The 12504-nt window shown below is 71.5% G+C and carries 12 protein-coding genes; 3 read left to right on the top strand and 9 right to left on the bottom strand.

All coding sequences use genetic code 11. The features are described 5' to 3' along the window. Positions 1–101 precede the first annotated feature (101 nt). The 5 genes from NNW99_RS31525 to argC are packed head-to-tail and all read right to left on the bottom strand — an operon-like array spanning position 102 to position 4941. Positions 102–644 (bottom strand): arginine repressor, encoded by a 543-nt coding sequence (locus NNW99_RS31525; protein ID WP_215122552.1) that lies wholly within the window; start codon positions 642–644, stop codon positions 102–104. A 7-nt stretch (positions 645–651) separates the two neighbouring features. Further along, a complete protein-coding gene (locus NNW99_RS31520) occupies positions 652–1848 on the bottom strand; it encodes an acetylornithine transaminase (RefSeq protein WP_215122551.1) in 1197 nt (398 codons plus the stop codon). Continuing rightward, on the bottom strand, positions 1845–2768 hold the full coding sequence (gene argB, locus NNW99_RS31515; protein ID WP_215122550.1) for an acetylglutamate kinase: 924 nt from the start codon (positions 2766–2768) through the stop codon (positions 1845–1847). The genes NNW99_RS31520 and argB overlap by 4 nt, the downstream gene beginning before the upstream one ends. Then, positions 2765–3916 carry a bifunctional glutamate N-acetyltransferase/amino-acid acetyltransferase ArgJ gene (gene argJ / locus NNW99_RS31510; RefSeq protein WP_215122549.1) on the bottom strand — a complete coding sequence of 384 codons (1152 nt, stop codon included), beginning with the start codon at positions 3914–3916 and terminating at the stop codon, positions 2765–2767. Before argJ ends, argB begins: the two co-directional genes overlap by 4 nt. After that, positions 3913–4941 (bottom strand): N-acetyl-gamma-glutamyl-phosphate reductase, encoded by a 1029-nt coding sequence (gene argC / locus NNW99_RS31505; RefSeq protein ID WP_215122548.1) that lies wholly within the window; start codon positions 4939–4941, stop codon positions 3913–3915. The genes argJ and argC overlap by 4 nt, the downstream gene beginning before the upstream one ends. A gap of 169 nt (positions 4942–5110) precedes the next feature. Here argC and NNW99_RS31500 point away from each other — a divergent pair, with 169 nt between their 5' ends. Next, complete coding sequence (locus tag NNW99_RS31500) at positions 5111–5794, top strand: DUF6215 domain-containing protein (RefSeq protein ID WP_215122547.1); 684 nt, start codon at positions 5111–5113, stop codon at positions 5792–5794. An 83-nt stretch (positions 5795–5877) separates the two neighbouring features. Here NNW99_RS31500 and NNW99_RS31495 read toward each other — a convergent pair whose 3' ends face one another. Beyond that, positions 5878–8361, bottom strand: a complete 2484-nt coding sequence (locus NNW99_RS31495; protein ID WP_215122546.1) for an alpha-L-arabinofuranosidase C-terminal domain-containing protein — start codon at positions 8359–8361, stop codon at positions 5878–5880. Positions 8362–8498: 137 nt separating this feature from the next. Here NNW99_RS31495 and NNW99_RS31490 point away from each other — a divergent pair, with 137 nt between their 5' ends. Next, the gene (locus NNW99_RS31490; RefSeq protein ID WP_215122545.1) at positions 8499–8939 is read left to right on the top strand and encodes a DUF6314 family protein; all 441 of its coding nucleotides are present in this window, start codon (positions 8499–8501) and stop codon (positions 8937–8939) included. On the opposite strand, the gene NNW99_RS31485 is transcribed toward NNW99_RS31490, so the two are convergent. The 3 genes from NNW99_RS31485 to NNW99_RS31475 form a co-directional block, all read right to left on the bottom strand. Continuing rightward, entirely contained in the window at positions 8921–9514 is a 594-nt protein-coding gene (locus NNW99_RS31485; protein WP_215122544.1) for a histidine phosphatase family protein, read from the bottom strand. The two genes, NNW99_RS31490 and NNW99_RS31485, sit on opposite strands and share 19 nt — an antisense overlap. Positions 9515–9587: 73 nt before the next feature. Further along, positions 9588–10028: a GNAT family N-acetyltransferase gene (locus tag NNW99_RS31480; protein WP_215122543.1), complete on the bottom strand. Its 441-nt coding sequence runs from the start codon at positions 10026–10028 to the stop codon at positions 9588–9590. A gap of 39 nt (positions 10029–10067) precedes the next feature. Next, positions 10068–11504, bottom strand: a complete 1437-nt coding sequence (locus NNW99_RS31475) for a PLP-dependent aminotransferase family protein (RefSeq protein ID WP_215122542.1) — start codon at positions 11502–11504, stop codon at positions 10068–10070. Between NNW99_RS31475 and NNW99_RS31470 the strand changes: the two genes are divergently transcribed. Continuing rightward, positions 11503–12420 (top strand): DMT family transporter, encoded by a 918-nt coding sequence (locus tag NNW99_RS31470; RefSeq protein ID WP_215122541.1) that lies wholly within the window; start codon positions 11503–11505, stop codon positions 12418–12420. The two genes, NNW99_RS31475 and NNW99_RS31470, sit on opposite strands and share 2 nt — an antisense overlap. The last annotated feature ends 84 nt before the right edge of the window (positions 12421–12504 follow it).

Here is a 12504-nt window from a genome sequence, read left to right as displayed (position 1 = left end):
CGCCCCTAGCGGCACGCATGCCCGCAGCTAAGGCTGGCCTTTCTTAGGGGCGCGGGGAACTGCGCGACCAGCCACAGCCCACCCGCACACAACCACGGCGCTCAATGCCCGTTCTGCGCCAACCTCAGCAAATGCTCCGCCAGCGCCTGCCCCCCATCCGGCTCCCGACTGATCAGCATCAACGTGTCGTCCCCGGCGATCGTCCCCAGAATGTCGTGCAGCTCCGCCTGATCGATCGCCGACGCCAGAAACTGCGCCGCCCCCGGAGGGGTCCGCACAACCACGAGATTCGCCGAAGCCTCCGCGGAGATGAGCAGTTCCTGCGACAACCGCCGCATCCGCTCCTCCTTCGCCGAGCCGCCCAACGGCGCCCGGGGCGTACGGAAACCGCCCTCGCTGGGCACCGCGTAGATCAGGTCGCCGTCGGTGTTGCGGATCTTCACCGCGTTCAGCTCGTCCAGGTCCCGGCTGAGCGTCGCCTGCGTGACGCTCAGCCCGTCGTCGGCGAGCAGCTTCGCGAGCTGGCTCTGCGACCGCACCGGCTGCCGGTTGAGGATGTCCACGATCCGGCGGTGGCGTGCGGTGCGGGTCTGCGGCACGGCGGGCCCGTTCGCCCCCTGCTCGTGGTCCTGCGCCTGGCTCATCGTCGTCTCATTCTCCGGATCGTCCGTCCCCGCGCACTGCCTGGAGGATGCCGGGCAGCGCCCCGAGGAAGGCGTCCACCTCGTCGTCGCCGAGGTTCAGCGGCGGCATCAGCCTGACGACGTCCGGGGCGGGCACGTTCACCAGGAATCCGGCCTCCTGAGCCGCCTGGCGCACCTGCGCCGCGAGAGGCTCGGTGAGCACGATACCCAGGAGTAGGCCCGCGCCCCGGACAAAATCGATCAACTCGTGGCCGAGGCCTTCGATCCCGTCCCGCAATGTCGCGCTCTGCCGCTTGACGTTCTCCAGCAACCCCTCGTTCTCGATGGTGTCGAGGACGGCGAGCCCGGCCGCGCAGGCGACGGGGTTGCCGCCGAACGTCGTGCCGTGGTGCCCGGGCTGGAGCAGCCCCGCGGCCCGTCCGAAGGCGACGGTCGCGCCCAGCGGCAGCCCGCCGCCGAGCTGCTTGGCGAGGGTGACGATGTCGGGCAGGACACCCTCGTGGGCCTGGTACTCGAACCAGTGCCCGGTCCGGCCGACGCCGGTCTGCACCTCGTCGAGGACGAGGAGCGCCCCGGTCGAGGCGGTGATGGCGCGGGCGGCCTTGAGGTAGCCGGCGGGCGGGACGACGACGCCGAGCTCGCCCTGGATCGGCTCGATGATGACGAGCGCGGTCTCCTCGGTGACCGCGGCGGCCAGTGCCTGCGCGTCGCCGAAGGGGACGTGGGTGACATCGCCGGGCAGCGGCAGGAACGGTTCGCGCTTGCCGGGCTGGCCGGTCATCGCCAGGGCGCCCATGGTCCGTCCGTGGAAGGCGCCCTCGGTGGCCACCACATGGGTCCGCCCGGTCAGCCGGCCGATCTTGAAGGCGGCCTCGTTGGCCTCGGCGCCGGAGTTGCAGAAGAAGACCCTGCCGTCCCGGCCGAAGAGCCGGAGCAGCCGCTCGGCGAGGGCGACGGTGGGTTCGGCCATGAAGAAGTTGGAGACGTGGCCGAGGGAGCCGATCTGCCGGCTCACGGCCTCGACGATCGCCGGGTGGGCGTGGCCGAGGGCATTGGTCGCGATGCCGCCGACGAAGTCGAGGTAGGAGTTGCCCTCGGTGTCCCACACGCGGCTGCCCTCGCCGCGCGTCAGGGGCAGCAGCGGGGTGCCGTAGTTGTTCATGAGGGCGCCCTGCCACCGCGTGGTCAGTTCCTCATTGCTCATGACTCCCCCTGTTCGCCCGGTCCCTCGGGCGTCTCGTCGGGCACGACCATCGTGCCGATGCCCTCGTCGGTGAAGATCTCCAGCAGGATCGAGTGCTGGACCCGGCCGTCGATGACGCGGGCGGTGGTGACGCCGCCCCGTACGGCGTGCAGACAGCCCTCCATCTTCGGCACCATGCCGGAGGACAGGTCGGGCAGCAGCCGCTCCAGTTCGGAGGCGGTGAGGCGGCTGATCACCTCGTCGCTGTTCGGCCAGTCCTCGTAGAGTCCCTCGACGTCCGTGAGGACCATGAGGGTTTCGGCGCCCAGTGCAGCAGCGAGTGCCGCAGCCGCCGTATCAGCATTGACGTTGTAGACATGTCCATCGTCCTGGGAGCGGGCGATCGAGGAGACGACCGGGATCCGGCCGTCGGCGAGCAGGGCCTCGATGGCGCCCGTGTCGATCGCGGTGATCTCGCCGACCCGGCCGATGTCGACGAGTTCGCCGTCGATCTCGGGCTGGTGCTTGGTGGCGGAGATGGTGTGGGCGTCCTCGCCGGTGAGGCCGACGGCCAGCGGGCCGTGCTCGTTGAGCAGCCCGACCAGCTCCCGCTGGACCTGACCGGCCAGCACCATGCGGACGACGTCCATGGCGTCCTCGGTGGTGACCCTCAGGCCCGCCTTGAACTCGCTGACGATGCCGTGCTGGTCGAGGGCGGCGCTGATCTGCGGGCCGCCGCCGTGCACGACGACGGGCTTGAGTCCGGCGTGGTGCAGGAACACCACGTCCTGGGCGAAGGCGGCCTTCAGGTCCTCGTCGACCATGGCGTTGCCGCCGAACTTGATGACGACGGTCTTGCCGTTGTGCCGGACCAGCCACGGCAGCGCCTCGATGAGGATCTGCGCCTTGGGCAGGGCGGTGTGCTTACGCGTGACGCTCATGAGGAGTAGGCGCTGTTCTCGTGGACGTAGTCGGCGGTGAGGTCGTTGGTCCAGATGGTGGCGGTCTCGGAGCCCGCGGCCAGGTCGGCGACGATGTGGACCTCGCGGTAGCGCATGTCGACCTTGTCGCGGTCCTCGCCGACGCCGCCGTTCTTGCACACCCAGACGCCGTTGATGGCCACGTTGAGCCGGTCCGGCTCGAAGGCGGCGGACGTCGTGCCGATCGCGGAGAGCACGCGGCCCCAGTTGGGGTCCTCGCCGTGGATGGCGCACTTGAGGAGGTTGTTGCGGGCGATGGAGCGGCCCACCTCGACGGCGTCGTCCTCGGTCGCGGCGTTGATGACCTCGACCTTGATGTCCTTGCTGGCTCCCTCGGCGTCCCGGATGAGCTGCTGGCCGAGGTCGTCGCAGACCTGCCGTACGGCCTCGGCGAACTCCTCGTACCCGGGGGTCACGCCGGCGGAGCCGGAGGCGAGCAGCAGCACGGTGTCGTTGGTGGACATGCAGCCGTCGGAGTCGACCCGGTCGAAGGTCGTCCGGGTGGCCGCGCGCAGGGCCTTGTCCAGGACCTCGTCGTCCAGGTCCGCGTCGGTGGTGAGGACGACGAGCATGGTGGCGAGGCCGGGGGCGAGCATGCCCGCGCCCTTGGCCATGCCGCCGACGGTCCAGCCGTCCCTGGTCACGACGGACGTCTTGTGGACGGTGTCGGTGGTCTTGATGGCGATCGCGGCCTTCTCACCGCCGTGCTCGGAGAGCTGGGATGCCGCTGTCTCGACGCCCGGGAGCAGCTTGTCCATCGGCAGGAGGAGGCCGATGAGTCCGGTCGAGCAGACGGCGACCTCGATGGCGCCCCGGCCGAGCACCTCGGCCACCTTCTCGGCCGTGGCGTGCGCGTCCTGGAAGCCCTTCGGACCCGTACAGGCGTTGGCGCCACCGGAGTTGAGGACGACGGTGGACACCTGGCCGCTCTTCAGCACCTGCTCGGACCACAGGACCGGCGCGGCCTTCACACGGTTGGAGGTGAAGACGCCGGCGGCGGCGCGGCGAGGGCCGGTGTTGACCACGAGGGCCAGGTCGGGGTTGCCGTTCTCCTTGATCCCGGCGGCGATCCCGGCCGCCGTGAACCCCTGTGCTGCCGTCACACTCACGGCGCGACTCCGATCGTCGTCAGTCCCGTGGCCTCGTCGAGACCGAGGGCGATGTTCATGCTCTGGACGGCACCGCCCGCGGTGCCCTTGGTGAGATTGTCGATGGCGCTGATCACGATGATCCGTCCGGCGGCCGCGTCGTACGCGACCTGCACCTGAACGGCGTTGGAACCGTAGACGGACGCCGTGGCGGGCCACTGCCCCTCGGGGAGCAGATACACGAAGGGCTCGTCGGCGTAGGCCTTCTCGTAGGCGGCGCGCACGGACTCGGCCGTGACGCCCTCCCGCGCGGCGGCGCTGCAGGTGGCGAGGATGCCGCGCGGCATCGGCGCCAGGGTGGGCGTGAAGGACACGGTGACCGGCTCACCGGCGGCCGCGCTGAGGTTCTGGGTGATCTCGGGCGTGTGCCGGTGCCCGCCGCCGACGCCGTACGGGGTCATCGACCCCATGACCTCGCTGCCCAGCAGATGCGGCTTGGGCGCCTTGCCCGCGCCGGACGTGCCGGAGGCGGCGACGATCACGGCCTCGTTCCCGGCGAGCCCGGCGGCGTAGGCCGGGAAGAGGGCCAGGGAGACGGCGGTCGGGTAGCAACCGGGCACCGCGATGCGCTTGGACCCCTCCAGCACAGTGCGGGCACCCGGCAGTTCGGGAAGGCCGTAGGGCCAGGTTCCGGCGTGCGGCGAGCCGTAGAACTTCTCCCAGGCGGCGGCGTCCGTCAGCCGGAAGTCCGCGCCCATGTCGACCACCAGCACGTCCGGGCCCAGTTGCTCGGCGACGGCGGCGGACTGCCCGTGCGGCAGAGCGAGGAAGACGACGTCGTGACCGGCGAGGACCTCGGGGGTGGTCTCCTGGAGCACTCGCCCCGCCAGGGGCAGCAGGTGCGGTTGGAGCGCACCGAGTTTCTGCCCCGCGTTGGAGTTGCCGGTGAGGGCGCCGATCTCCACCTCGGGGTGGGCCAGCAGCAGACGCAGCAGTTCCCCGCCCGCGTATCCACTCGCTCCGGCCACTGCCGCACGTACCGCCATGGAACCTCCTCCTTAGAGGGCATGACTATACGTTTCTCTGCACGTTTATGCAATCCCCGAGGTGGCCAGCGGGCCCTGTCCGGCGGTCCCGGAAACCCGCTTTGTCGGGACCATGACCACAGGTTAAGGTCCCTCGGCACTTATCGGGGGATCTTGGCGGGTGGGGGACATGACCGAAGAAGGCGGCACGCACATCAGCGGCGCCAGAGCATGGGGGCAGGCGCTCGCGGCGGTGCTGGTGACGGGGGCGCTCGGCGCCGGTCTGTGGGCGCAGAACGAGATGGCCGGGGCCACCGGGACCGCCGAGCCTCGACCCGCCACCTGTTCCGACGGGGAGACCGAGCCGCCGAAGGGCAGGAACCTCTCCGGAGCCGAGCTGTGCGAGGCGCTGAACCGTTCCGACCTCGGGGCTCTGCTGGGCACCCCCGCCGAGACCGCGAAGACCGCGAGCGGCAGCGACAGCTCCTTCGGGAAGATCGCCACGCCCTCGGCGCAGGTCGAGTTCGAGACCTACACGGTGACGCTGGCGGCGACCTACGACGGCCGTCCGGTGGCCGGGTCCGCGGCGTCGCTCGGGGAGGAGGCGCGGCAGCGGACGATGCTGGGGCGTCCGGCGGTCCTCTACTCGGACCGCACCATCAGCATCCGCTTCCGCCTCGACGGGAGTGACAGCGAGAGCGGCCCCGGTGTCCCGGCGCGGGCGCTCACCGTGGCCCGGGACGCGAAGGACGGCGGCGGTTCCCTGGATGTGACGCTGTGGCGCGCGGACGGGACGGTGCCGGACGACGCGGTGCTGCTGCGGGTCGCCGAGAAGGTGCTGCCGACCGTCCGGGGATGGGCCCCCGCCGAATGACCGGGCCGGCAGGTGGCCGGCCCGGCAGGTGAGGGCCGGGCGTGGGCCGCTGCCCGGGGGACAGCGGCCCACGCCGACGGGTGCTACCTCTGCTTGATCCTCAGGAACGTGACGGAGTCCGCCGGGAAGGTGTACGTGAACTTCCCGGAGACACCCCTGGCGGTGGATGTCACGGGCGTCACCGGTGTGTCCGTCTCGGTGTTCACCGCGTCCGGCTCGGCGGCCAGGGTGGTGACGCGGGCGGTGGAGGCGACCTTCGCCCCGCCCAGGTCGACGGCCGTACGGGCCTCGGCGGACTGGGCGTTGACGACCTTGACGATCAGGTCACCGGTCTTGGCGTCCTTGGTGACGACCTGGCGGAACGGCTCGGCCGGCTTGTCGTCGGTGAAGCTGCCCCACTCCTTGCCGTCGAGGAACAGGGTGACCTGGCGGCCGCGCACCTTGATGTCGATGTCGTAGGCACGGCCGGTCTCGATCGAGCCCGCCTTCGTCATCAGCGTGCCCTTGCCGCCGTCCACGGCCTGCTCGATCGCGGACTGGGTGTTGTTCCAGCCGCCCAGGTTCCACCAGTAGTAGTTGCCGGTGTCCTTGACGCCGAAGGCGACCAGGAAGCCCTCCTTGCCGGACTTCTTGGTGGCCTTCACATGCAGGTCGTAGTCCTTCCAGGCCGGATCGCCCGCCGTGACCATGGTGTTCTCGGTCGCGGCGTCGGTCTGGACGTAACTCCCGTCCTGGATGCTCCAGCTGCCGCGGCCGCTGCCCGTCCACTTCGAGGCGTCGCCCGAGAAGTCGTCGCTCAGCAGGGTGGAGCCGTCCGCCGAGGTGACCTTCACGTCGTCGTACGCGGCGCTGGTGGCCCAGGTGGACAGGCCGACGGCGCCGGTGATGGGGCCGCTGACGTCGGGTGTGGTGGTGGCCTTCGACGGGACCACGCGGTCGCCGACGTTGGTCATGAACAGCTTCTGGACCTCGTAGTTGGCCGAGTTCCAGGAGGCCCGGTTGTTGAACCAGATCATGTCGGGCCGCCACTGGACGTAGTCCTCGTTGGCGAGCAGCGGGGCGTACGACGCGAGCTTGACGATGTCCGCGTTGCGCTCCAGGCCGGTCATGTACGCGGCTTCGGAGAGGCCGTTCTTCCAGGCGTTGCCCTGGGAGGCGTACTCGCCGAGGAAGACCTTGGGGCCCTTGCGGTCGTAGGAGTCGTAGCGGTCGTTGTTCTGCAGGAACCAGTTGGGGCTGTTGTAGTAGTGCTCGTCGACCATGTCGACCTTGCCCTCGCGGTTGAGCTGCCAGGCGGTGTCGAAGGTCGTGCCGGCGTCGTCCGGGCCCGAGTTGGAGATGACGGTGATGTCCGGGTACTTGGCCGCGATGGCGGCCCGGAACTGCTGGAAGCGGGCGAAGAACTCCTTGGGGAGGTTCTCCTCGTTGCCGACCCCGATGTGGGTGAGGTGGAAGGGCTTGGGGTGGCCCATCTTGGCGCGCGCCTTGCCCCATGTGGAGGTCGCCGGTCCGTTGGCGAACTCGATGAGGTCGAGGGTGTCCTGGATGTGCCGCTTGAGCAGGGCGTCGTCGTCGGTGGCCTTGTTCTGTCCGCAGCCCGTGACCAGGGCCGGGACGACGGGCAGCGGCATGGCGCCGATGTCCTCGGAGAGACGGAAGTACTCGTAGTAGCCGAGGCCGTAGCTCTGGTTGTAGCCCCAGAAGTTGGAGTTGGTGGCGCGCTCCTCGACCGGGCCGATGGTGTCCTTCCACTGGTAGCTGCGCTTGCGCTGCCAGTTCGAGGCCTCGCTGTAGTCCTCCATGGAGCCGGTGTTGACCAGGCAGCCGCCGGGGAAGCGCACGAAGCCCGGCTTGAGGGCGGCGATCTTCTCGGCGAGGTCCTTGCGCAGGCCGTTCGGCTGGTTCTTGTACGTCTCGCGCGGGAACAGCGACGCCTCGTCGAGCGCGGCGGCGTTCGTCGAGGCCACGGCGAGGCGGCCCCGGTTGCTGGTGCGGGTCGCGGTGAAGGTCGCCTTGTACTTGGCCCAGCCGCCCTTCACGGCGACCTGGCGTGCGGTGGCCAGCGTGCCCGCGGTGTCCTTCAGCGAGACGGTGAGCGTGCTGCCGCTCTCGGCCCGGGCCCACACCGAGAAGTCGTACCGCTTGCCCTGGTCGACCCGGATGCCGGTGTTGTAGCCGGCGTTCGTGACGGACGAACCGGCGCCCAGGGAGAGGTAGTTGCGGTTGCGCGCGTTGAGGCGGCCCGAGTCGTTCACGACCTCGGCCGTGCCGCCGACCGCCCAGGAGGTCAGGGGCGTGTAGGAGCCGTTGTCGGCGGTGGAGTACTCGAAGGACCGGTTCTGCACGAGCTCGGCGTACAGACCGCCGTCGGCGGCCCGGTTGATGTCCTCGAAGAAGACGCCGTACATCGTGTCGTCGATCGCCGCGCCCTGGGCGGAGGGGTCGACGGTGATCGCGTAGTCGGTGACGTCCTCGGCGTGCGCGGGGGCCGGTACGAGGGCTGCTGCCGTCAGGAGGGCGGTGGTCGTGAGACCGACTCTCCATCGGGTGCGGGCGGTGCTTGGCATGGATACTCCGCGGCTCTCTGGTAGAGGAGTGTTCGAAATATCAGACATTGATCAGCACTTCGAACGGCAAGATAGGGAGGGGGCTGTGGCGCGTCAATGGGTCGCGCAGCAACGGTTGGGACGGAGAGCGGGACGGAATGGGCGAGTTCTGGCCAGTGCCGGACGCAGTGGCGTATCTGGCCGGACGCTGGGGCGTGACGCGGTCGGTGCGGGATCTCGCGAGCGGCGCGGAAGGGGAGTTCGCCGGAACCACCGAGTTCCGCGCGGAGGCGGCCGGCGGCCTGCTGCACCACGAGTCCGGCACCTTCGTCTGGCAGGGCGTCGCCCGGCCCGCCGAGCGGATGCTGCGGTTCCTGCCGGGCCCGGACGGCACCGCGGACGTGCGGTTCGCCGACGGACGGCCGTTCCACGACCTGGATCTGACGTCCGGGCGGTATGTCGCCGACCACCCCTGCTCGGCGGACCTCTACCGCGGCGAGTTCACGGTCCTGGACGCGGACCACTGGCGGACGGTGTGGCGGGTGCGCGGCCCGGCCAAGGACCTGGTCTTGCGCACCGACTACGCGCGCGAGGGCTGAGCGGACGCCCCGTCGAAGCGCAGGTGCCAGCGCCCGCCCCGGCCCGTCACGGCGGTCGTCGACAGCGGGCGGACGTCGATGTTCCAGTACGTCGAGGGCGGCGCCTTCAGGGCGTAGACCAGGGCGGCACGGATCACGGACGGCTCGGCCACCGCCACGACACGGCAGCCGTCGTCGACGGGCCGGGTGTCGAGCCAGCCGCCGACCCGGGTGATGAAGTCCATCAGCGACTCACCGCCGTGCGGTGTGGCACGCGGGTCGGCGAGCCAGGCGTCCACGGCCTCCGGCTCCCGGGCCATCGCCTCGCCCAGGGTCAGCCCGCGCCAGCGGCCCATGTCGCAGTCCCGCAGGGCGAGCTGCACCAGCGGCGCGTACCCGAGCCCCTCCCCCGTCGCACGGCTGCGCGGGGTCGGCGAGCAGTAGCGCAGCTCGGCCGCGGCCAGCGGCAGCAGGCCCTGGGCGGCGTGCTCCACCTCTCCCCAGCCGGCCTGGTCCAGCGGCCGGTCGTCCTCGAATCTCTCGGCGAGCAGCGAGGAGCTGCGTGCTGCGGCGACGAATGTGACCCGAAGTGGCATGCGGCGATCGTGGGTGCCGCAAGTGCGCAGGTCAAGAGGTGTTACCTGGGAGTTACCCAGGGTGCCCCGGCCCTCACTGGCCGAAGAGGAGCGCCATCCAGTGCTCGGGGTGCTCCAACTCCGCGAACCCCAGCTTCTCGTAGACGCCGTGCGCGTCGTGCGTGGCGAGCAGGACCCGACGCACCCCGAACCGCCGCACCTCGTCCCGTACGGCCGTCAGGAACGCGGTGCCCATGCCCTTGCCGCGCATCGAGGGGTCCACGTACACATCGCACAGCCATGCGAAGGTGGCCCGGTCCGTGATGACCCGGGCGTAGGCGACCTGCTCCCCCGAGACCGTCTCGTACACGCCGAAGTTGAGCGAGCCCTCGATCGCCCGGTCCTGCTTCTCGCGGGTCCGGCCCAGCGCCCAGTACGCGTCGGTGGACAGCCAGTGGTGGACGCGCTCGGCGTCGAGGCGGGCGGGGTCGGTGGAGATCTCGTAGCCCTCGGGCAGGCTCGGCGTGTCGGTCATGACGGGATGCTCGCAGGCCACCGCGCACGCGTCGAACCCTTATCCCAGCACCTCGTCGCAGGCCGTACGCAGCCGCCGTACGCCCTCCGCGAGCTCCCCGGTCCCCGCGACCGCCGCGAAGCTCAGCCGGACGTGCGCGGCCGGCGGCTCGGCGCTGAAGTAGGGGCGGCCGGGGGTGATCGCGACGCCCGCGCGCAGGGCCGCGGCGGTCAGGGCGGACTCCTCCACTCCGTCGGGCAGCCGCGGCCACAGGTGGTAGCCGCCGGACGGGACGTGCGGCAGGGCGAGTTCCGGCAGGTGCAGTGCGAGCGCGGTGGTCATCGCGTCCCGGCGGGCCTTCAACTCGGCGGAGACGGACCGCAGATGACGCGGCCAGGCGGGCGAGCCGACGAGTTCCAGCGCGGCCTCCTGAAGGGGCCGGGGCACGAAGAAGGTGTCGACGACCTGGATGGCGCGCAGCCGCTCCAGGACCGGACCGCGCGCGGCCAGGGCGCTGACCCGGAAGCTCGGCGAGGTCGCCTTGGTCAGCGAGCAGACATGGACGACGACGCCGTCGGGGTCGTCTGCGGCCAGCGGGCGCGGCAGCGGCCCGGCGTCCTCGTGCACGAGCCGCCGGACGAAGTCGTCCTCGACGACGAACGCGCCCGCCTCCCGGGCGATGCGCAGCACCTCGTGGCGCCGCCCGGGCGCGAGCGAGGCGCCGGTGGGGTTCTGGAAGAGGGGCTGGCAGACGAAGACCGGGGCGCCGCTGGCCCGGAAGGCGTCGGCGAGCAGCGCCGGCCTCACACCGTCGGCGTCCACCGGGACGGGCACCGGGCGCAGGCCCGCGGCCCGGGCGATGGCGAGCATGCCGGGGTAGGTCGGCGACTCGACCAGCACGGGGGCGCCGGGCGGGGCGAGGGCGCGCAGGGCGGTGGTGAGCGCGGACTGTCCGCCCGCGGTGATCAGCACCTCGGCGGCGGTGAGGGACCCGCCGATGCCGCGCGCGAACCACTCGCGCAGCTCGGGCAGCCCTTCCATGGGCGGGCGCCCCCAGGCACCGGGACGCCGTCCGGCGCGCGAGAGGGCGGCGGCCATCGCCCGCTCCGGCTGCAGCGACGGGTGCAGATAGCCGCCGGTGAACTCGATCACGCCCGGCGGCGGGGTGGCCAGCGTCGCCAGCACCCCGGAGGCGTCCACCGAGCGCGGGACGAGGTCGGGGGCGCCGTCCGCGCTGAGCGCGACCTCCTGCCAGGAGGTGTCCCCGGCGGGCGCCGGTGCCGTCCGGGCCTCGGCGCGGAACGCGCCCGCGCCGGGCCGGGTGACCACCAGCCCCTCGGCGGCGAGCTGCGCCAAGGCCCGGGACACGGTCACGGGGCTCACCCGGAACCGCTCGACGAGGGCCCGGCTCGACGGCAGCTTTCCACCGGGAGAGTAGCGGTTGAGCTCCCTCCGGAGCTGTTCCGACAGTTCAGCGACGCTGCTACGCTCTTGCATGAGAGTACAGAGTAGCGCTACTACCGCACCCCGGATAGCAGTCGCCGCGGACCGGGACCGCTCCGGCCTCGGCACCCTCCAGGCCGCCCTCGGCGTCATCGCCTTCTCCCTCACGTTCCCCGCCACCGCCTGGGGTCTTGAGGGCTTCGGGCCCTGGTCGCTGGTCGCCGTCCGGAGTGTCCTGGCCGCGGTGATCGCGGGCGGCTGTCTGCTGGCCCTGCGGGTGCCGCTGCCCGACCGACGGCACTGGCCGGGTCTCGCGGTCGTCGGGGGCGGGGTGGTGCTCGGCTTCCCGCTGCTGACCACGCTGGCGCTGCAGACCTCGACCACCGCGCACGCCGCCGTCGTGGTCGGCCTGCTCCCCCTCACCACCGCCCTCTGCTCCGCCCTGCGCGTCGGCACCCGGCCCTCGCGCACCTTCTGGACGGCGGCCCTCGTGGGAGCTGCGGCGGTGCTGGCCTTCACCGTGCAGCAGAGCGGCGGCGCCCTGAGCACGGCCGACCTGTACCTCTTCGGCGCGCTGCTGGTGTGCGCGGCCGGCTACACCGAGGGCGGCCGGCTGGCCCGGGTCATGCCGGGCTGGCACGTCATCGGCTGGGCGCTGGTGCTGTGCCTGCCCCTGACCGTGCCCGTCGCCGCGCTCGCCCTGGCGCAGGAACCCGTGCACCTGACCGCGCACAGCGTCATCGGGCTGCTGTGGGTCGCGGTCGGCTCGCAGTTCGTCGGCCTGGTCGTCTGGTACCGGGGCATGGCGGCCATCGGCATCCCGAAGGCGAGCCAGTTGCAGCTCGCCCAGCCCCTGCTCACACTGGTGTGGTCGGTGCTGCTGCTGGGCGAGCACCTGCCGGTGGCCGCCCCGCTGACGGCAGCGGCGGTGCTGGTCTGCATCGCCGTCACACAGCGGGCGCGCGGCTGAACGGGGCGCGCCCGGCACCCTGCCGAGCAGCGCCCCCAGCCGTAGACTCGAAGGCCACGGACCGCTGCTCCGCACCTCGTGAGG

Source organism: Streptomyces sp. CRCS-T-1, from assembly GCF_024442335.1.
Classification (GTDB): Bacteria; Actinomycetota; Actinomycetes; order Streptomycetales; family Streptomycetaceae; genus Streptomyces; species Streptomyces koelreuteriae.
Note: the sequence above shows the minus strand (reverse complement) of the source record. Positions and strands in the feature narration are given on the sequence as shown.

Coding starts and splice junctions, on each gene's coding strand:
- NNW99_RS31525 (WP_215122552.1), bottom strand. CDS start 644: ATGAGCCAGGCGCAGGACCACGAGCAGGGGGCGAACGGGCCCGCCGTG.
- NNW99_RS31520 (WP_215122551.1), bottom strand. CDS start 1,848: ATGAGCAATGAGGAACTGACCACGCGGTGGCAGGGCGCCCTCATGAAC.
- argB (WP_215122550.1), bottom strand. CDS start 2,768: ATGAGCGTCACGCGTAAGCACACCGCCCTGCCCAAGGCGCAGATCCTC.
- argC (WP_215122548.1), bottom strand. CDS start 4,941: ATGGCGGTACGTGCGGCAGTGGCCGGAGCGAGTGGATACGCGGGCGGG.
- NNW99_RS31500 (WP_215122547.1), top strand. CDS start 5,111: ATGACCGAAGAAGGCGGCACGCACATCAGCGGCGCCAGAGCATGGGGG.
- NNW99_RS31495 (WP_215122546.1), bottom strand. CDS start 8,361: ATGCCAAGCACCGCCCGCACCCGATGGAGAGTCGGTCTCACGACCACC.
- NNW99_RS31490 (WP_215122545.1), top strand. CDS start 8,499: ATGGGCGAGTTCTGGCCAGTGCCGGACGCAGTGGCGTATCTGGCCGGA.
- NNW99_RS31485 (WP_215122544.1), bottom strand. CDS start 9,514: ATGCCACTTCGGGTCACATTCGTCGCCGCAGCACGCAGCTCCTCGCTG.
- NNW99_RS31480 (WP_215122543.1), bottom strand. CDS start 10,028: ATGACCGACACGCCGAGCCTGCCCGAGGGCTACGAGATCTCCACCGAC.
- NNW99_RS31470 (WP_215122541.1), top strand. CDS start 11,503: ATGAGAGTACAGAGTAGCGCTACTACCGCACCCCGGATAGCAGTCGCC.
- NNW99_RS31475 (WP_215122542.1), bottom strand. CDS start 11,504: ATGCAAGAGCGTAGCAGCGTCGCTGAACTGTCGGAACAGCTCCGGAGG.